At 58.3% G+C, this 18,014-nt stretch carries 16 protein-coding genes; 12 read left to right on the top strand and 4 right to left on the bottom strand.

The genetic code is table 11. The features are described 5' to 3' along the window. Positions 1-198: 198 nt before the first annotated feature. The gene (locus ACTNBY_RS08870) at positions 199-381 is read left to right on the top strand and encodes a hypothetical protein (protein WP_427729279.1); all 183 of its coding nucleotides are present in this window, start codon (positions 199-201) and stop codon (positions 379-381) included. On the opposite strand, the gene ACTNBY_RS08865 is transcribed toward ACTNBY_RS08870, so the two are convergent. The 3 genes from ACTNBY_RS08865 to ACTNBY_RS08855 form a co-directional block, all read right to left on the bottom strand. Further along, positions 378-1,739 (bottom strand): ATP-binding protein, encoded by a 1,362-nt coding sequence (locus ACTNBY_RS08865; protein WP_441064199.1) that lies wholly within the window; start codon positions 1,737-1,739, stop codon positions 378-380. The genes ACTNBY_RS08870 and ACTNBY_RS08865 overlap by 4 nt on opposite strands. A 242-nt stretch (positions 1,740-1,981) precedes the next feature. Continuing rightward, entirely contained in the window at positions 1,982-2,506 is a 525-nt protein-coding gene (locus ACTNBY_RS08860; protein WP_368138240.1) for a hypothetical protein, read from the bottom strand. A 2-nt stretch (positions 2,507-2,508) separates the two neighbouring features. Then, positions 2,509-2,925 (bottom strand): DUF3830 family protein, encoded by a 417-nt coding sequence (locus ACTNBY_RS08855; protein ID WP_154518619.1) that lies wholly within the window; start codon positions 2,923-2,925, stop codon positions 2,509-2,511. A 602-nt stretch (positions 2,926-3,527) separates the two neighbouring features. Between ACTNBY_RS08855 and arcC the strand changes: the two genes are divergently transcribed. After that, on the top strand, positions 3,528-4,490 hold the full coding sequence (gene arcC / locus ACTNBY_RS08850; protein ID WP_006235166.1) for a carbamate kinase: 963 nt from the start codon (positions 3,528-3,530) through the stop codon (positions 4,488-4,490). A gap of 311 nt (positions 4,491-4,801) precedes the next feature. Here arcC and ACTNBY_RS08845 read toward each other — a convergent pair whose 3' ends face one another. Then, entirely contained in the window at positions 4,802-5,797 is a 996-nt protein-coding gene (locus tag ACTNBY_RS08845; RefSeq protein ID WP_441064197.1) for a C39 family peptidase, read from the bottom strand. A 360-nt stretch (positions 5,798-6,157) separates the two neighbouring features. On the opposite strand from ACTNBY_RS08845, the gene ACTNBY_RS08840 reads away from it, so the two are divergent. The 10 genes from ACTNBY_RS08840 (at position 6,158) to ACTNBY_RS08795 (ending at position 17,741) form a co-directional block, all read left to right on the top strand. Beyond that, the gene (locus tag ACTNBY_RS08840) at positions 6,158-7,609 is read left to right on the top strand and encodes an APC family permease (RefSeq protein WP_441031882.1); all 1,452 of its coding nucleotides are present in this window, start codon (positions 6,158-6,160) and stop codon (positions 7,607-7,609) included. A 131-nt stretch (positions 7,610-7,740) separates the two neighbouring features. After that, positions 7,741-9,018 carry a metal-dependent hydrolase family protein gene (locus tag ACTNBY_RS08835; RefSeq protein ID WP_154518625.1) on the top strand — a complete coding sequence of 426 codons (1,278 nt, stop codon included), beginning with the start codon at positions 7,741-7,743 and terminating at the stop codon, positions 9,016-9,018. 117 nt (positions 9,019-9,135) lie between these two features. Beyond that, on the top strand, positions 9,136-10,521 hold the full coding sequence (locus ACTNBY_RS08830; protein ID WP_427728891.1) for a sensor histidine kinase: 1,386 nt from the start codon (positions 9,136-9,138) through the stop codon (positions 10,519-10,521). A gap of 39 nt (positions 10,522-10,560) precedes the next feature. Beyond that, positions 10,561-11,295 carry a LytR/AlgR family response regulator transcription factor gene (locus ACTNBY_RS08825; RefSeq protein WP_441064196.1) on the top strand — a complete coding sequence of 245 codons (735 nt, stop codon included), beginning with the start codon at positions 10,561-10,563 and terminating at the stop codon, positions 11,293-11,295. A 92-nt stretch (positions 11,296-11,387) separates the two neighbouring features. Then, positions 11,388-12,332, top strand: a complete 945-nt coding sequence (locus ACTNBY_RS08820; protein WP_441064194.1) for a zinc dependent phospholipase C family protein — start codon at positions 11,388-11,390, stop codon at positions 12,330-12,332. Between the two features lie 101 nt (positions 12,333-12,433). Beyond that, entirely contained in the window at positions 12,434-13,693 is a 1,260-nt protein-coding gene (locus ACTNBY_RS08815; protein WP_441064193.1) for an MFS transporter, read from the top strand. A gap of 170 nt (positions 13,694-13,863) precedes the next feature. Beyond that, entirely contained in the window at positions 13,864-15,051 is a 1,188-nt protein-coding gene (locus tag ACTNBY_RS08810) for a glycosyltransferase (RefSeq protein ID WP_441064192.1), read from the top strand. Then, positions 15,048-16,391 (top strand): histidine kinase, encoded by a 1,344-nt coding sequence (locus ACTNBY_RS08805; protein WP_154518643.1) that lies wholly within the window; start codon positions 15,048-15,050, stop codon positions 16,389-16,391. The genes ACTNBY_RS08810 and ACTNBY_RS08805 overlap by 4 nt, the downstream gene beginning before the upstream one ends. A 72-nt stretch (positions 16,392-16,463) precedes the next feature. Then, complete coding sequence (locus ACTNBY_RS08800) at positions 16,464-17,180, top strand: LytR/AlgR family response regulator transcription factor (protein WP_154518646.1); 717 nt, start codon at positions 16,464-16,466, stop codon at positions 17,178-17,180. Between the two features lie 93 nt (positions 17,181-17,273). Continuing rightward, on the top strand, positions 17,274-17,741 hold the full coding sequence (locus tag ACTNBY_RS08795) for a metallophosphoesterase family protein (RefSeq protein ID WP_441064190.1): 468 nt from the start codon (positions 17,274-17,276) through the stop codon (positions 17,739-17,741). The last annotated feature ends 273 nt before the right edge of the window (positions 17,742-18,014 follow it).

Genomic DNA, 18,014 nt, shown 5'->3' with positions numbered 1-18,014 from the left:
TGTCGTGCTTCACCCTCAAGTCGACACGCATAAAAAGCCTCCCATTTCTCATGTCCAAGAAATGGGAGGCAGTTCACACTACGTGCGGCGGGGGTTCTTTCGTCCTGCGGAATGTCCGCGAAGGTTAGCCCTCAGATCCTGCTACGACTACGTCCTCGGATTGTGGGGCTGAATGAAGGACGTGGCTGAGGGGGCCTTTTGCCCCTTTCGCTGTTTCGCGGCTTTGCCGCGAAAGTCGCGCTACTTTGGGGATGGATGGAGGATTTGGCTGTTGCCGCTTCTTATCCCTTTGCTTTTTCGCGGCTTTGCCGCGAAACGCGCAGCACCTTGGGAAATGCATTGATGCGTGGGCGGGGCTGGATTGCGGATTCAAATGGCTAGAGAGATATGGGTGCGAACGAGAAATCGTTATTGGGGTCATCCTTTTCCATAAACTCATCGAGACAAAACGTCATGTAGATTGGAACGTACAGAACCTTGCCCTCTTTGCTGAGATTCTCGTGGCTCAGTACAACGGCCTCGGGAATTTTGTACTCGCCTACACTCATCAGACGATCGAGGGCCGCATGCGCTCGAACTTTCTTGCCCGATTTGACCTCGATTGGGACAACATGCCCGTGGGCGCCTTCGATCACAAAGTCAACTTCACCGACCTCACGCGTTTGGTAGTACCATGCATCCGCCCCGAGGGCAACGAGTTCCTGCGCGACCACGTTCTCATAGAGACCACCAAGGTTGGGAGTTTTCATATCAAGATAGACAGCGCGTGCAGTGCTACCGGGGTATCGCGATGCGAGCATGCCTGTATCAGACTCGTATAGTTTGAAGGCTGTCGTTTTCTCCGTCCTCTTGAGAGGACTCCGTGGCTCCGTCACCCTGGCGACCATCAATCCAACACCTGCGTTAACAAGCCACAGGAAATCCTGCTCATATTTTTTAAGGCGAGCTCCCTCACCCAGAGACGAAACAACAAAGCGATGAGACTCCGCCTCAAGCTGAACGGGAATTTGCTCAAAAATCGACCGAACGTTAAACGCTCGAGTCGATGCATATTTTGAGATATCGCTTTTGTACTGATCGACCAACTGAGTTTGAAGCTCACGTGTGCTCACGAGCGAATAACCCGAATCAATATAATTCTGAACGACCTCCGGCATGCCGCCGCAAACGATATAAGCTCTATAGTTCTTGAGCATCGCCTCATGAATATAGTTTTCGACAGGATGTTTCTCGACAAGGCAGCTGCGAATGCCTGCAAGCACATTCTCGCTAACGCTGTTTGCCCAACAAAACTCTTCAAAATCCATCGGGCGCATAACAATGTGCTCTACATACCCCACCGGAAAAGAAGAGATCCCCTTAAACTCAGTCCCAAGCATAGACCCCGAGAAGACATAGCTAAAGCGCCCATCCTCGACCAACGCCTTCATGAGTGTAACGATCTGCGGATACTCCTGAATCTCATCGACAAAGACAAGCGTATCGCCCTCAACAAGCGGCGCATCCGCAAGAAGGGCTACGCGGTTGATAAAGTCAACGGAGTTCTTTGCGCCAACAAGTGCATTCCTTGCTTCGATATCGAGTAGTAAATTGACCTCAAAATACGAAGCGTAGTTGCTTTTTCCAAACGCGCGAATCGCATAGCTCTTGCCGATCTGACGCGCACCAGTAACAAGTAATGCCTTATTGGAGTTATTCTTCCAGCTCAAAAGCCTATCAGTGACCTTACGGCGTAGCATTAAACCCCCAAGTGACAAAAATTGACAGATAGAATCGCCTAAAATCATACAAAAATTGGCAGATAATAACGTCGTAAATATACAAAAATTGGAAGATAGCAAAGGTCCGATAAGGTCTCAAAGCCACTGAAACAGCGCTCTACTTTGCGAAGGGGCTGGGGACGCTGTTGCGTGCGTCTCCAGCCCTCTGATTCTTACTTTGGGTCCCGTGGTGGGACTATGTTGGTGCTACCTGGCTGTTTTTACCTTGTCTCGCCGCTCTCTGTGCGTAGGCGGTAGCCGTGGACGAGGTCGCTAATAGCCGGCCAGGGAATCTGGCGGTCGACCCAAAATTGGAGCTGGACCAGATAGCGCTCAGTGGCACGGGTGAGGGCCGCGAACTGTTCGTGAGTCTCTACCTGGGCGTAGAGGTCGCGGCTGTGGGCGAGGATTGCCGTAGTGTCATCCATTTTGCCGGTGACGTCAAAGGCGCCCGAGAACCAGTCGCACAGGCGCGCGGCGCTGTTGTTGATCGTTGCGAGGTCGGCGGTGCCGTCGTTGGCGTTTTCGTTGGCCTGGGCTCGCAGGAGGGAGAGAGCGTCGGCGGCGTTCATACAGTAGCCGACGGTGAAGTTCCAGACGGCGAATTCGCGGCCGGTGTCGAGCTTGCGGCGGCGCATGTAGTCGATGTCACGGGGTTCTTCGAGCATCATTTGGTCAGCGAGGGCCTCAAGTGCAGTGGTGTACTCGGCAAGGTCGAGTGCGAGCAGGGTGTTGATATCCATCATCTTTAGGCCTCCGTTTCGATCTCGACGATTTCGTTTTTAATGTACATGCCCTGGTTGTCCCAGACATTGCGGCAGGCGGCGGCAAAGCGCTCGCGGTCGGCTTCGCAGATGCGGGCGAACATGTTGCAGGTGCCAAAGGGCTCGCACACGTCAAAGAAGATGCAAATTGACGACCAGCCGCCATACCAGCTCACGGCGCCCGCTGGCTCGTGAAAGACGGGGTTCTCGATGTGCTCGTAATTGGCGATGGGGCCCGATACGGGATAGGTTACCTCGGCATCGCAGATCTTGGCCGAAAAGATACGTGACTCGACCGGACAGGACGATTCGAACAGCTTGCACGCCTCGGGAGCCTTGTCCCAGAGCATGTCGGCGAGAAACGTCTCGCCATTCAGCGTGATCTTGAGCATTTTTGTCATAGTAAGGACCTCCTCAATCCGTCGCTCAAGGGGTTCGCTGGCGGATAAGGAGAAGACAGCAGCGGGGTCGCCGAACCCAAACTTCACGACAGATCTCTGTCGCCCCAGCCCGCGCTGTTCTTCGCTAAAGTACCATGCCGTAATTGCGCGCGCAATATCAGTTTTTGAATTTCTGGAAGCGGCAATCGACGAGACGGCTCGCCGGCTGCCGGCCGACGCGCGGTAAAGGTGCTCGTCTATTCCCTAAGTTGGATGAAAAACGCTATGTTATTGCAGGGCTGCATACTCGTCTTATAAATGTATAGAATCTCGTATAGTGCGAGTAAGATATTGCGCTGTCTGTTTTGTGTTTAGCAAAGATATAGTTTGCATAATCTGGTCTAATCCCTGCTATATCAAAATAAAGTCGCACGTAAATAGCTTAGATATGCTTGAGCTGGGCATCTTTACGCTGAACGGGTAAAAACGACCGTTCACCGTTCAACTGTTTTCAAAATGAATAAAATGAGCGATAAAGAGAATATAAACCTTAATAAACTCGCGTATTGCACGGACGTGGGTTATTAATGGGATGTAGGCCTTTTACAGAAAGGATTCCAGCAATGTCTAAGCCTCTTGGCAAGCCCGATCGTATTGTCGTCGCCCTTGGCGGCAACGCCCTCGGCAACAACCCCGTCGAGCAGATCGAGGCCGTGAGCAACACCGCCCACGCACTCCTTGGTCTCATCGAGCAGGGTAACGAGATCATCATCACCCACGGCAACGGCCCGCAGGTCGGCATGATCCAGAATGCCTTCGCCGCCGCCCACGACGCCATCGGCACCCCCGAGATGCCGCTGCCCGAGTGCGGCGCCATGTCCCAGGGCTACATTGGCTATCACCTGCAGCAGGGCATCGGCCGCGAGATGCACAAGCGCTATAAGCGTTGGCACGCCGCCACCGTCGTCACCCAGATCGAGTGCGATCCGGATGATCCCGCGTTCAAGAACCCGACCAAGCCGATCGGCCCCTTCTACACCGAGGAGCAGGCCAAGGAGTTCATGGCCGAGGATCCCTCCAAGGTCTTCGTCGAGGATTCCGGCCGCGGCTGGCGCCGCGTCGTCGCCTCCCCTGATCCCAAGAAGATCGTCGAGGCCGACTCCATCCTCAACCTGCTCGACAACGAGTTCATCGTCATCGCCTGCGGTGGCGGCGGCATCCCCGTCGTCCGCGACTACGAGAACAAGGGTTGCTACAAGGGCGTTCCCGCCGTCATCGACAAGGACCTGGGCGGCGAGCTGCTGGCCGAGGACTGCGACGCCGACGTTCTGTTCCTGCTGACCGCCGTTGAGCATGTCGCCATCAACTTTGGCAAGCCCAACCAGGAGGAGCTCGAGGACCTCACCGCCGACGAGGCCGAGCGCCTGGCCGACGAGGGCCAGTTCGGTAAGGGTTCCATGGAGCCCAAGGTCCGCGCTGCCATCAAGTTCGCCCGTTCCCGCAAGGGCCGCACCTGCATTATCGGCGCCCTGGACAAGGCCGCCGAGACCATGGCCGGCCTCTCCGGTACCCGCATCCACGAGTAGTCTCTACTCTGTTGCCTCTCTTGTGGGTGCCAGGCAAAGCGCCCACAAACTAGCCTCTCTTCATGAGCCCCGCAGTCCGCTCCGACTGCGGGGCTTTTGCTATTGAGGTGACTGTTCATGAGAAGCGCTGAAGACCGCGGAAACCCGGCACTTGGGGACGTTCCTTTTCTGCCGGCATCTTGGGACAGTCCTTTTCGGCAGCGCGAGCGGTCGTCTGCAAAGACCGTCCCCAGTGGCTAGTCATTTAATGGCTGGTCATTTAAGTCTGTCCCCAATGACTAGTATTGGCCATTTAAGTCTGTCCCCAATGACTAGTAGTAGGCCCACATGGTTTCGATTTCGTTGAGGACTTCTACGATGCCCCAACGGCGGGCGCTACGGCTGGGCGAATTGGGATCGTAGACACCGATTTGGTCGGCGTCGTCAATGCCGTAGAGGACGATGTAATGACCCACGTTGGTAAACATGCCGGGACGCACGACGGCGATTACGGGAGCACCCGAGCGCAAGGCCTGGGCCATCGAGTCTCGGTCGTTGTAGAGCTGCGTCCCGTTAAGCCCCAGCTGCGCGGCGCCGCTCGTCATAAACGACCACTCGGTGGCACCGGTGGGGGCATAGTTGCCCGCCTCGGAAAGGGCGCACATATCGACCGGCGTCATATCGGTGCGCCCCGTTTTAAAGATGTAGATCATGGTGAGGCAGGTGGGTCCGCAGCCGTTTTGGCGGATAGTTCCGCCGGCGTAGGGCAGCTCCGACCATGCGGGGTCGATCTGGTAAATATGCGGCATGGTGCCGGCACTCCACTGCGAACGTGGGGTCGAAAAAGCAAACGAGTAGCCGAGTGCGACTGGGGCTTTGAGGAGCTTTTCCTCGGCGGTGGGCTCTAGGCCGGCAGAGCCATGCGAAGCACACGACCCCAGATACACAAATGCCAGACATGCCATGATGGAGCACAGGGCAAGACAGAGACGATGAATCTGCGGATTGGCGGCCCGGCCGCGTCCCAGCGGCCGTGGCTGCTTTGCGCCGCGTCCGCCGCGGGGCTTCGAAAAGAAACGGCTGATGTGGTTGTCAGACTTTCGCCGATCGATTTTCTGCCGCCGAGGCACTTCGGCCCGGCGTTGACGGGTGCCCGAGCGTGGGCGATCCGCTTGACGCGTGCTGGTATTCTGCGGCATAGACGACAAGGGGCGATCCTGCGGACGCTGCGGCCCGTCGTTGTCAGAAACACTCCTGGATGCTGGCGTGGTACGCCCGGCAAGGCGAACGTTTCGCTGTCGTTCGCCGCCGTTGTATTCGTATGCCATTTGCACCGCCTCGTCTCATGTATAACCCGTCCATCCTACAAAAAAGACGTGCAGCAAATGAGGACATACACCAAAACCTCGGTAAGCGGCATGGACGGGAGCGAGCCTGGCGTCATAAAGCGACGCCCTCCGCGAGCGATTGAGTCGCGTCATCAAAACGGACGCCCGCACCGAGTGGCGCCCCTCGCCGTTCGTCCCAAAAACGGCGCCGCTCGTTTTGCAGTTCTGCCTTCGGTCGAGCTACGAGTGGCGTTGCTGTGCCAAGGCCGTATCTTAAAGCCATGAAATAAAAAGTGCGCGGCAAAACAGGCCGTGCAAGGGGTGACGCCAAGGGGCGTCAGAAAGGAAAGGAGGGGAACAATGGCGGACAAGAACGCAGAAGTTGCAGTCGAGGATACCGGCGGCATGAAGAAAACGCTTTCGCTCTGGAACTTCTTCACCATCGGTTTCGGTGCCATCATCGGTACCGGTTGGGTTCTGCAGGTCGGCGACTGGATGGTCGTGGGCGGCGGTCCCGTTCCCGCTATGATCGCATTCCTCTTGGGTGCAATCTTCCTCGTGCCCGTCGGAGCTGTTTTCGGTGAGCTTACGGCTGCTATCCCCATCTCGGGCGGCATCGTCGAGTATGTCGATCGTAGCTTTGGCCGTACAATGAGCTACATTACCGGTTGGCTCCTGGCCCTGGGCAACGGCATCCTGTGCCCGTGGGAGGCCATTGCCATTTCGACTCTCGTGTCCGAGATGTTCGGTAGCCTGCCCGGTCTTGAGTGGCTGCGCGCCATCAAGCTCTACACCATCCTGGGCGCCGACGTTTACCTGTTCCCGACGCTGATCGCGCTCGGCTTTGCAGTCTACGTCATCTTCCTCAATTTCCGCGGTGCCAGCTCGGCCGCCAAGCTCCAAGCCTTCCTGACCAAGGCCCTGCTCTGCGGCATGCTACTCGCCATGGGCGTCTCGCTGTTCACCGGCTCGCCGAACAACGCCATGCCTGTGTTCTCCCAGGTCGCCGGTGCTGGCGGCGGTAAGGCCGCCACCGAGGGCACCAGCCTGTTCGCCGGTATCGTGTCGGTCCTGGTTCTGACCCCGTTCTTCTACGCCGGTTTCGACACCATTCCTCAGCAGGCTGAGGAAGCAGCCGAGGGCCTTAACTGGAACAAGTTCGGCAAGATCATCTCCCTGGCCCTGCTGGCCGCCGGCGGCTTCTACATGGTCTGCATTTACTCGTTCGGCACTATCCTTGACTGGCATGAGTTTGTTAAGAGCCCCGTTCCCGCGCTTGCCTGTCTTAAGGGCATCAACATGCTCCTGTACCTGGCCATGCTCGTCATCGCCACGCTTGGACCCATGGGCCCGATGAACTCCTTCTACGGCGCCACGAGCCGCATTATGCTCGCCATGGGCCGCAAGGGCCAGCTGCCCGAGAAGTTTGCCGAGGTCGATCCCAATTCCGGCGCTCCCAAGCTCGCCTGCGTCGTTCTGGCCATCATCACCGTCGTCGGTCCGTTCCTGGGCAAGAACATGCTCATCCCTCTGACCAATGTGTCGGCTCTCGCCTTCATCTTCTCTTGCGGCATGGTCGCTCTTGCCTGCCTGCGCATGCGCTTCACCGAGCCCGACCTACCTCGTCCCTACGAGGTGCCCGGCGGCAAGTTTGGCATCAGCCTCGCCATCGCTGCCTGCGCCATCATCATCGGCCTGCTCGTGATTCCGTTCTCTCCCGCCTCCCTCAACATGGTGGAGTGGAGCATCGTGATCGGCTGGTTGGCTATTGGCCTGGCTCTCATGGCTTTCACCAATTCCCGTAAAAAGTAACGCCTAACCGGGGCGGATTGGATGCGCGGTGCCCTCTCTCCCGCGTACCGAACCCGGCATCACTTGGGTAGCTTTGTGAGGCCTTAACCCAACACGGCCTCACCCACTATATGGATCCATAAGGAGGAACCATGTCCACTAAGTATGCAATCGTTGGCGGCAAGCTCATCGACGGCACCGGTGCCGAGCCGGTCGAGAACTCCCTCGTTCTCGTCGACGATAACGGCAAGATCGAGTACGCCGGTGTTATGCAGGACCTTCCCGAGGGCGTTGAGGTTATCGACGCCGCCGGCAAGACTGTCCTTCCCGGTCTGATCGACACCCACCTGCACTTCTCGGGCAACCTGACCGACGATGACACCGATTGGGTCATGCAGCCGCTCCTCGAGAAGCAGGCCGTCGCCGTCAAGCAGGCCTACGACTGCCTCACCCACGGCCTCACCACCGTCTGCGAGATCGGCCGCTTTGGTATCCAGATTCGCGACTGCATCGACAAGGGCGTCTTTAAGGGTCCGCGCGTTCTGGCCACCGGCCTCGGCTTCTGCCGTGTTGCCGGTCACGGTGACTCCCACCACTGCACCCAGGAGCTCAACAAGGAATCCCATCCCTGGGGCGACCAGGTCGACGGTCCTTGGGATCTGCGCAAGGCCGTCCGTCGTCGCCTGCGCGAGAACCCCGATGCCATCAAGATCTGGGCTACCGGTGGCGGCATCTGGCGCTGGGACTCCGGTCGCGACCAGCACTATTGCTCCGAGGAGATCCAGGCCGTGGTCGAAGAGGCCAAGATGGTCGGTATCCCCGTGTGGAGCCACTGCTACAACAACCACGCCGCCGCCTACGATTCCGTTCGCTTTGGCTGCGAGCAGCTGATTCACGGCTTCGATATCGATGAGCGCACCATGGACCTCATGGCCGAGCAGGGCACCTTCTTCACCCCGACGATCGCCTTCCTGCCCACCTGGTACGCCACCTATCCTCCCGTCTACGTCCCCGAGCTGCACGACAAGTACGAGGGTACCCTGGTCGAGAAGGAGCTGCAGCGCAACTATGACTGCCTGCGCGAGGCCAAGAAGCGCGGCGTCGTCATGACGATCGGCTCCGACTCCTTCTCCTTCGTCACCCCGTACGGCACCTGCTCCATCGAGGAGATGTACGAGTTCGTCGACAAGATCGGCTTCACCCCGGTCGAGACCATCACCTGCGCCACCCTCAACGGTGCCAAGATGTGCCACATCGAGGACGAGACCGGTTCCATCGAGGCCGGCAAGTGCGCCGACCTGCTGGTCGTCAACGGTGACGTCGCCGCCGACATCCACGTGCTCAACACCGACAACATGGACGTCATCATGAAGGACGGCTGGATTGTCGAGGCCGGCACCTTCGGCGAGCCAAACAAGTACAGCGCCTAAGCTACCGTTTGTCGATGGCTGGATATAAAACACAGTTTTTGATTGCATAATGCAATGGAGAGGGTCGCTTGCGGCCCTCTTTATTGCTATCGGTACTACGGACAAGAGGGGATGACGGTGGATCTCAATAGGCTGATTCTGGGCAAGAGTTACAACTCTACCAAGGTCTTTCGTACGGCCCAGCATGTGGTTCAGGCCATCCTACTCGGTGTTGTCGTTCCGGCGCTTATCTTGCTGCTTATCTGGGATTTAACCGATAATCCCAATCCCGTTCCAGGCGTTGTCGTTATTGCCGGCCTGGTCATGCTGTGCTTCTTCTTCTCGTATGTCTTTGTGGTCCCCGATGACCTCACATCGAGCGCAACCGACCGCACGCTCGCCATCGCATCAAAAATATTCGCCTACACGTCGCGCGGCCTTACGCCCGAAGCGGCCCTGGGTGCCTCTAAAATCATCCTGTCCGAGACCATCGCTTCTGCCATCTGCTTTACTGACGGCAGGCAGGTGCTGGCAAGCTGGGGCGAGGACTCGGCAAAGTGCCCTGCCGGAACCCCGGTAGTGCTCAAGACCACGCTCAACGTGATTGAGACGGGCGAGCAGAGCGTGTTTTCGCGTGATGCCTCCAATGAGACGGGCGGCTATTTTCCCCGTCTGCGTGCCGGTATTGTCGCGCCGCTTAGCGTGCGTGGTCATTGCGTGGGCACACTCGAGCTGTATTACCCCCGCCTGAGCAGCATCGATATGCGCCAGACGGCGCTTGCCTCGGGTTTCGCCGATCTCATTTCCACGCAGCTCGCCAGCTTTGAGCTCGAGCGCCAGGATGAGCTCACGGCCCGCGTTGAGCTCCGCGCTCTGCAGTCGCAGGTCGATCCGCATTTTCTATTCAATACCATTAGCACGATCGTTTCGCTCGTTCGAACCGAGCCCGACAAGGCGCGATCGCTGCTGATCGACTTTTCCAACTACTATCGTCAGACGCTTTCTGACTCCGATACGCTCACCACGCTCGAGCACGAGGTGGAACAGGGCACCCGTTATATCAATCTTATGCAGGCCCGGTATGGCGACGGCCGTCTGCGCGTTTCGGTCGACATCGACTTTGAGGTGCGCGACAGCCTGGTGCCGCCGTTTATCTTGCAGCCGCTGCTCGAAAACTGCATCAAGCATGCGCAGCGCGAGACCGAGCCGCTTTCCATTCGTGTTAGGGCTTTTGAGACCGATGACGGCTTGGAGATCATCGTCGAAGATGACGGCATCGGTATGAGCGAAGAAGTCTGCGCGCATCTGTTTGAGCAGCATCGCCGAGAGGAGCCCGAAAGCATTACCGCCGACGGCTCCGTCAAGCGAGGCTGCGGCCTGGCGCTCTTCAACGTGCTTCAGCGCATCCATTTCTTTTACGGAGAAGATTCTGGCATGCGCGTGAAGTCCCAGGAGGGCGTGGGAACGCAGGTCATCGTTGAGTTGAACGGCGAGCCGCATGAGCCGGCGCCGCTAACGGTGTAGCACGCGGTTGGATTGAGAGAAAAAAGAGGGGAAGCGCATATGTCCGAAGGCTGGAATATCTTGGTGGTTGATGACGAGCCCCCAATTAGGGCTGAGCTACGCTATCTGTTGGAAAAGGATGCGCGTGTGGGCCAGATTGCCGAGGCGGGCAATGTCACCGAAGCCGTGGAATCGATTCTGTCGAACAAGCCCGACGTGCTGTTTTTAGACATTACCATGCCCGGTCGCTCGGGAATTGAGCTTGCCGAGACGCTTCAGAACCTAAAGACACCGCCGGTCGTGGTGTTTGTGACGGCATTTGCCGAGTATGCGGCCGATGCCTATAACCTCGATGCCGTCGATTACATCGTAAAGCCGGTCGAGGATGCTCGCCTGTCAAAGGCGCTCGATAAGATCGAGACCGCCCTGGGCGCTCGCCGTGTCGCCCATGCTCCGCACCAGCCTTTGCGCCTGACGGTGGATCGTGGGGGTAAAAAGGTGTTCATTCCCGTGGCGGATGTCTGCTACTTTGAGGCGCGCGCCGATTTTTGCAACGCCGTCTGCGCCGAGGGAACATATCTGATCAATGAGTCGATTTCATCGCTCGAGCGGCGCCTGGCCTCCGAGGGCTTTATCCGTGTCCACCGCAGCTATCTGGTCAATTTGGAAGACGTGCACAATGTCGAGATCGGTTCTACGGGTCTTATGGAACTCAGGCTCGATCGCGTAACCTCGACGGTGCCCGTGTCCCGTCGTCGCGCTGCCGAGGTTAAGGCGCGCCTGGGGCTTGTGTAGACGGTCCGCATGCCATCGTTTGCCGACGCGGGTTTGGCATGGCCGCGCGGTGGGCATAATGGGTGACATCGAATGAAATCGAAAGGATCATTATGCCTGCGCTTATTACGCATCATCTGTTTGGCGAGGAAAGCATCGATCGTCTGCCGCAGGGCGTCATTACGTCCGACGAGGAACGCATTGCCTTTATCCTGGGCAACCAGGGTCCCGACCCGTTTTTCTTCCACATCCTGACGCCGCGCGTTTCCGACTGCACGCTGCTGGCGCAGGCCATGCATCGCTCGCGCATGTCGCGCCAGTTCTCGTGCCTGCGCGACGGCGTGTCCCATCTGCTCCCGCGCGATGCCAACTTGGGCCGCGCCTTTGCGCTGGGCCTGCTGTCGCACTACGTGCTCGACCGTAATGCCCACCCCTTTGTCTACGAGCAGCAGTTTGGCATTGTCGAGTCCGATCCCGAGCTGGGGGATTCGGGCAGCCAGGTCCATGCGGTGCTCGAAAGCGACCTGGACGTGTTGATGCTGCAGCTCAAGCGCGACGGGGCCACGGTCGAGGACTATCCGCCGGCGGGCGAGATCGTCACCACCGACCGCATCAATCGCGTGGCCGGCGTGCTGATGAGCTATGTTGCCGGGCGTGTGTACGGTATCGATATCCCAGCGGGGGAGTACGGTGCCGCCGTTGCCGACATGCAGCTGCTCTATCGCGCCATTGAGCCGGCGGGCTCGGCCAAGACGCGTGCAATTGCCCTGGTCGAGGGCCTAGTACACGACTACTCCCTGCTCGATGGCCTTGCTCACCGCGTGACGACCGAGCCGCCCGAGCGCACCGGCAATCTGGGCCGTCTGACGTGGAAGAACCCCTTTACCGATGAGGTCTCGAACGAGAGCTTCCCCGAGGTCTTTGACCGCGCGCTGGTCGATTACGAGTGCACGGTCACCCGCTTTATCGAGACCGGCGATATGGAGGCCGTGACCAACCACGTCAATTACAGCGGTCGCGTGCTCGGCGCTGACGAAGAGTTCGACCGCGAGGAGTAGGGCTCGTGCGTGCCCCTTTGCCGAATCCTTACCGGTGCCTCTGTGCAATTGGGGTACGATGAACTGACTGCATATCGGGCGAATACGAAGGGTCCCTGTCCATGAAATACACCAAGCTCGAGCGTAACTGGGTTATGTACGATGTGGGCAATTCGGCCCTCGTGTTGCTCAACACCTCGGTGGTTCCCATCTACTTTAACGCCATCAATACCGGTGCTTCCTCGGCCGACCTGGTGGTCGCTTGGGGTAGCGCGCAGACGATTGCCTCGCTGGTCATTGCCATGCTCATGCCCATTCTGGGCGCGCTTGCCGATTACGCCGGCAACAAGATCAAGTTTTTCTTGGGCTTCTTCCTCACGGGCTTGGTGCTTTGCCTGGCGCAGGCTATCCCAATGTCCGCCATGGCATTTTTGGCCGTGTACGTGCTGTGCACCATCGGCCTTAACTCTTCTATGACGTTCTATGACGCCATGCTGCCCGACATTACCACCGACGAGCGCATGGACGCCGTGTCCAGCTCGGGCTATGCCTGGGGCTACATCGGTTCCACCGTGCCGTTCATCATCTGTCTGGTGCTTATCATGGGTGGTCCCGCTCTTGGCGTCCCCACCATGCTGGCAACGCGTCTGTCGTTTGTCATCACTGGTGCCTGGTGGCTCATCTTTACCCTGCCGCTCATTCGCTCCTATAAGCAAAAGTACGGTCGCGAGCGCGGTCCCGAGGACACCATCGGCCACATCGTGGGCGGCGTGTTCTCCGAGGTCGTACACACCATGCGCGAGATCGCCCACAACAAGATCGTGCTGGTCTACATGATCGCGTTCTTCTTCTACATCGACGGTGTGCACACGGTCATTTCCATGGCAACCAGCTACGGTTCGGCTCTGGGCATCGACTCGACCCAGCTGGTACTGGCCCTGCTCGTTACGCAGTTCGTGGCCTTTCCGTCCGCCATCATCTACGGCAAGCTCGCCGGACGCGTGGGCACGCTCAACATGATCCTGGTAGCGGTCGCCGCCTACATGGGCATTGTGCTGTTCGCCGCGTTTTTCCTCAAGACCGCCTTTGAATTCTGGGTGCTTGCCATTATGGTCGGCCTGTTCCAGGGTGGCGTGCAGGCACTCAGCCGTAGCTACTTTGGCCGCATCATCCCCAAGGAAAAGTCCAACGAGTACTACGGCTTCTTTGACATCTTTGGGCGCTATGCAAGCGTTATGGGCACCTTTCTGGTGTCGGTCGTCACCTCGCTGACCGGCAACCCGTCGCTGGGCGTTCTTTCCATTGCTGTGCTGCTGGTCGTTGGCTTTATGCTGCTGGCCCGCCTGTCTCGCATGACTCGAGCGGCAGAGCATGCCGCATAGGAGCGGGCGGCTATTGTGCCTGTCCGCGGTACTCTTTTGGGGTTATCCGCAATAAACATTGCGACTTGCGAGCAATGATTTGCCCAAGTGGGTATGATGGAATCAGCTAGGTCGCGGGGCGTCGCCTGTGTTTGGCGGCGCCTCGTTTTTGTGTTGCAGGGAGGGAAGGCATGAACGCCACGGTTGTGATTCCAACATATTGGGCGGGCGATGATGCCCATGCAAACGCTCCCGGTGTCTATGACCACTCGACGAAGCTCAACGCCACCAATCCCGAGCTCGATCACTGTCTTGCTTCGCTCGAGCAGGTACGCGATATTCCGCGAATCATCCTTTTGGTGGTCTGTCCCATCTCGGCCACGGCGGATGTGTCGAAGCGCGTACGCGAAATCGTCGACGCGCACCCTACGCTCAAAGTTACCGTAGTCACCAATACCCAGGCATCACGTATCGCCGACCGCGTAGCGCAGATTGCGCCCAAGGGTTCGGGGGAATGCGTGAGCCTGCGCGGCTATGGCGCCATCCGCAATATGGGACTTGCCTGTGCCGCCGTGCTGGGTCACGATGCCGTCATCTTTTTGGATGACGACGAGACTGTCATCGATGCCGACTTTATGAAACGCGCGACTTACGCGTTGGGGCAGCAGACGCGTCAGGGCCTGCCAATCTTGGTTAAGAGCGGCTACTTTTACGATCGAGACGGATCGCCGCTGGCCCCCACGGACAAGGTGGGCATCTGCCACCGTTGGTGGACCAAGCGTATTGAGTTCAATCGCTGGATGAAAAAGGCGCTCTCGGGCACCCGTATTTCGCGTTCAAACTATGTGTGCGGCGGCCTTATGGCCCTCCATGCCCGCGCCTTTACCCGCGTGGCATTTGACCCGTTTATCACTCGTGGCGAGGACCTGGACTACCTCTTTAATATGCGCATATTTGGCTACGACGTATGGTTTGATAACGAGTGGACCGTACGCCATCTACCGCCCGAGTCCGAGAAACGCTCGCCGCGCTTTATGCAGGACGTGTACCGTTGGTACTACGAACGTGCCAAGCTAACGTTTGCCGCGCATCAGAAAGAGCTCATTCCCGTTACAGCCGCGTCTCTCATGCCCTATCCGGGTCCGTGGATTTCGCGCGAGCTTGACGATCGCGTGCGTAAGACTGCCATGGTCCGCAGCATTTTTACCCGCGAGCACGAGGGATACCTACGCATTTGGCGCCACGGTATTGACGAGGCCAGGACCTACGCACGCCAAAACGCCGCAAGCTACCTGCGTTTCCAGAGCTTCTGGCCCAAGATTATGGATGGGCTCTGGCGTGACGCCCAGCTGACCAGCATCCTGGAGGGGACTGAATGATCGACCGCCGCGCCCAGCGCGATAGTTCAATGTCAATCTTTCGCATCATTGCCGTATCCTGCGCCATTTGTGTGCTGGTGTACTTTGTTTTTGCCCTGGCGACTGGAATCGATCCAATCGCGACCGTGGTCGCCTGTACGCTGCTATGCATCTTCCTGTGTATCTTTTTCTTTTTGACGCTCAATCCCGATTCGGTTCGCTCGCAGTACACCGAGGAGACGCTCTCGGTGGCCTCGGCCATGCTCGAGGACATTAAAGGCGGTCTGACGCAGGAGTCAGCACGTCTGGTGTGCCAGCGCATTTTGCCCGAGACACGCGCCATGACAGTTGCCGTTACCGACGAGAGCAACGTACTGGCCTGCGCGGGCGAGTTTGAGGAAAAGCTGCTGCCCAATTCTCCCATTCATACGCTCGCCACGCGCTACGTCATCGAACACGGTATCGTCCAGTCGTTCAACCGTGTGGTGGACGTGGTGGGTTCGGATGGCTCACACAACCAGGTCCCCGCTGGCATCATCGCACCCATCAAGGTGGGCGACCGCACCGTCGGCACGCTCAAGTTCTATTACAAGACCCCGCGTGCCGTCGACCGTACCCAGTATGCGCTCGCCTCGGGTTTTGCCGAAATCCTGTCCACGCAGCTCGCCATTCACGAGCTCGAGGTGCAAAAGGAGCTCACGGCCCGTGCCGAGGTGCGTGCCCTGCAGGCGCAGATTAACCCGCACTTCCTGTTCAACACGCTCAACACCATCGCATCGTTTACGCGTACCGACCCGCTGCGCGCCCGCGAGCTGCTGCGCGAGTTCTCCTCGTTCTATCGCGCAACGCTCGACAATTCGGGCTCCCTCATTCCCGTGTCGCGCGAGGTCGCACAGACCAAGCGCTACCTGACGTTTGAGAAGGCGCGCTTTGGCGAGGATCGCGTGCTGGCGACCTTTGACGTGTCCGAGGACGTCGAGGACACGCTGGTTCCGGCATTTGTGATCCAACCGATTGTCGAGAACGCCGTGCGTCACGGCATGGGTGATGCCAGTGCGCTGAAGATTGACGTGACGGTCCGCAGAGATGGTGACGATGCGATTTTGATTTCGGTGGCCGATGACGGTGTGGGCATGGACGAGGGCATCGCTGCCAGACTGTTTGACGAGCGCTCTGCCCGTCCCGACGCCAGCTCCCCGCAGGGTGGCGGCGCCGGCGTTGCCATGCACAATATTTCGGAGCGCATTCATCGCTTTTATGGGCCGCACTCCTATACGCGCGTCGAATCGGCGCCGGGTAAGGGCGCTAAAGTGCTCCTACATCTCGATTTGTCGGAGAGCATCTTCGACATTCAAGAGTAGAATAATTGGTCACGGGCTTAACGCCGGTTGGCGTATGCCCGATGTAGTTTGTTGACGAAAGGTTTTATCCCCATGCTGCGTGCGATGATTGTGGATGATGAGGCCCCGGCCCGTTCGGAACTTCGCTTCTTGCTCGAGCAGACGGGCAAGATCGGCACGATCACAGAAGCGTCGAGCGTTCGCTCCGCCATCGAGATGCTTATGGAGAGTCGCGTTGATGTCGTGTTCCTCGATATTTCGATGCCTGGCGCTTCGGGTCTGCAACTTGCCGAGGCGCTGCATAAGCTTAAGAATCCGCCGGCGATCGTGTTTGTGACCGCGTACAGCGATCATGCGGTTGAGGCGTTTGATGTGGATGCCGTCGACTATCTGATGAAGCCGGTAGAGGAAGCCCGCCTGGATCGTGCAATCGAGAAGGTCATGCAGCGCACGAAGCCCGTTGCGGACAGCAAGGTGACCATCGAGCGCATCCCGGTGGAGAAGGGCGGCCGCAAGGTGCTCATTCCTGTGGACGACATTCGCTTCATTATGGCCAAGGACGATTACTCCTGTATCTATACCGTCGACGACCGTTTTTTGTCGACGACCTCGCTGGCACAGTTCGAGGCCAAGCTCTGTGATTTTGGCTTTTTCCGCGTTCACCGCCGCTATATCGTTAACTTGGCGTGTGTTACCGACGTCGAGACGGTTCCCTCGGGCGCTATCCAGCTGGGCATTACGGGCGTCGACGAACGCGTACCGGTTTCGCGCCGTCGCGTCGTACCGCTCAAGAAGGCCCTGAGCCTCTAGCACACCGGCCCCGCAGCCCTGTAGACCAAAATCGTCTGCGGAGCCGCGGGGCTTTTTGTATAAATGCACCAAATCGTTTGCGGAAGGGATCCCATGAACAGTGCAAGCGCCAAGCGTATCGACATCATCTCGGACACCCACGGTTATCTGTCGCCCGCGCTTTTAGATGAGTTGAGCGGCGCGGACCTGATTATCCATGCCGGCGATCTTACGTCGGAGATGGACTACGAACATCTGCGAACCATTGCCCCCGTGCGAGCGGTTCTGGGCAATAACGACTACTACCGTGATTACGGCCCCGAAGTGGACCGTCTGGCGCTCTTTAGCTACGAGGGCCTTAAGTTTGCCGTAGCCCACTACCGCGAAGACCTCCCGGTGGGATCCGTGGACGTAGGCATCAACGGTCACACTCACGTAACCAAAGAGGCCCAGGTGGGCCGCTGCTTGGTCCTCAACCCAGGCAGCGCCAGCTACCCCAGGGGCACCCGGGGCCCCACCATGGCCAGAATGCTCGTCAAAGACGGCAAGATTCTCAGCACCAAATTTATCGACCTAGAGTAAACGCAACAAAAACGGGGGATGCAGATTGCATCCCCCGTTTTTCTTTGAGCCAAAGGCCGAAGTTCAACAACAACCATCAGACAACCCCGCCCAGGAGAACGGGGGTCCCGAGCCGCGAAGCGGCGAGCAACAAAGTCTTCGAACAAAGTGACGGCAGGGAGGGTCTCCGGGGCCGGCTGGCGCGGGTTAAGTTTGTCGCGAGTTCCGCACGCAAAGGAAAGCACTTAATGTGCTTTCCGTCTTGCGCAGGACTGTAGAGCAGCAAACTTAACC

Source organism: Collinsella sp. HCP28S3_E12 (assembly GCF_052065595.1).
In the GTDB taxonomy this organism is placed as follows: Bacteria; Actinomycetota; Coriobacteriia; order Coriobacteriales; family Coriobacteriaceae; genus Collinsella.
Note: the sequence above shows the minus strand (reverse complement) of the source record. Positions and strands in the feature narration are given on the sequence as shown.

Excerpts from the sequence above, each read along its gene's own strand:
- ACTNBY_RS08825 (WP_441064196.1), top strand. The coding sequence starts at position 10,561 with ATGTCCGAAGGCTGGAATATCTTGGTGGTTGATGACGAGCCCCCAATT.
- ACTNBY_RS08840 (WP_441031882.1), top strand. The coding sequence starts at position 6,158 with ATGGCGGACAAGAACGCAGAAGTTGCAGTCGAGGATACCGGCGGCATG.
- ACTNBY_RS08810 (WP_441064192.1), top strand. The coding sequence starts at position 13,864 with ATGAACGCCACGGTTGTGATTCCAACATATTGGGCGGGCGATGATGCC.
- ACTNBY_RS08815 (WP_441064193.1), top strand. The coding sequence starts at position 12,434 with ATGAAATACACCAAGCTCGAGCGTAACTGGGTTATGTACGATGTGGGC.
- ACTNBY_RS08855 (WP_154518619.1), bottom strand. The coding sequence starts at position 2,925 with ATGACAAAAATGCTCAAGATCACGCTGAATGGCGAGACGTTTCTCGCC.
- ACTNBY_RS08865 (WP_441064199.1), bottom strand. The coding sequence starts at position 1,739 with ATGCTACGCCGTAAGGTCACTGATAGGCTTTTGAGCTGGAAGAATAAC.
- ACTNBY_RS08795 (WP_441064190.1), top strand. The coding sequence starts at position 17,274 with ATGAACAGTGCAAGCGCCAAGCGTATCGACATCATCTCGGACACCCAC.
- ACTNBY_RS08835 (WP_154518625.1), top strand. The coding sequence starts at position 7,741 with ATGTCCACTAAGTATGCAATCGTTGGCGGCAAGCTCATCGACGGCACC.
- ACTNBY_RS08860 (WP_368138240.1), bottom strand. The coding sequence starts at position 2,506 with ATGATGGATATCAACACCCTGCTCGCACTCGACCTTGCCGAGTACACC.
- ACTNBY_RS08820 (WP_441064194.1), top strand. The coding sequence starts at position 11,388 with ATGCCTGCGCTTATTACGCATCATCTGTTTGGCGAGGAAAGCATCGAT.
- ACTNBY_RS08805 (WP_154518643.1), top strand. The coding sequence starts at position 15,048 with ATGATCGACCGCCGCGCCCAGCGCGATAGTTCAATGTCAATCTTTCGC.
- ACTNBY_RS08800 (WP_154518646.1), top strand. The coding sequence starts at position 16,464 with ATGCTGCGTGCGATGATTGTGGATGATGAGGCCCCGGCCCGTTCGGAA.
- ACTNBY_RS08845 (WP_441064197.1), bottom strand. The coding sequence starts at position 5,797 with ATGGCATACGAATACAACGGCGGCGAACGACAGCGAAACGTTCGCCTT.
- arcC (WP_006235166.1), top strand. The coding sequence starts at position 3,528 with ATGTCTAAGCCTCTTGGCAAGCCCGATCGTATTGTCGTCGCCCTTGGC.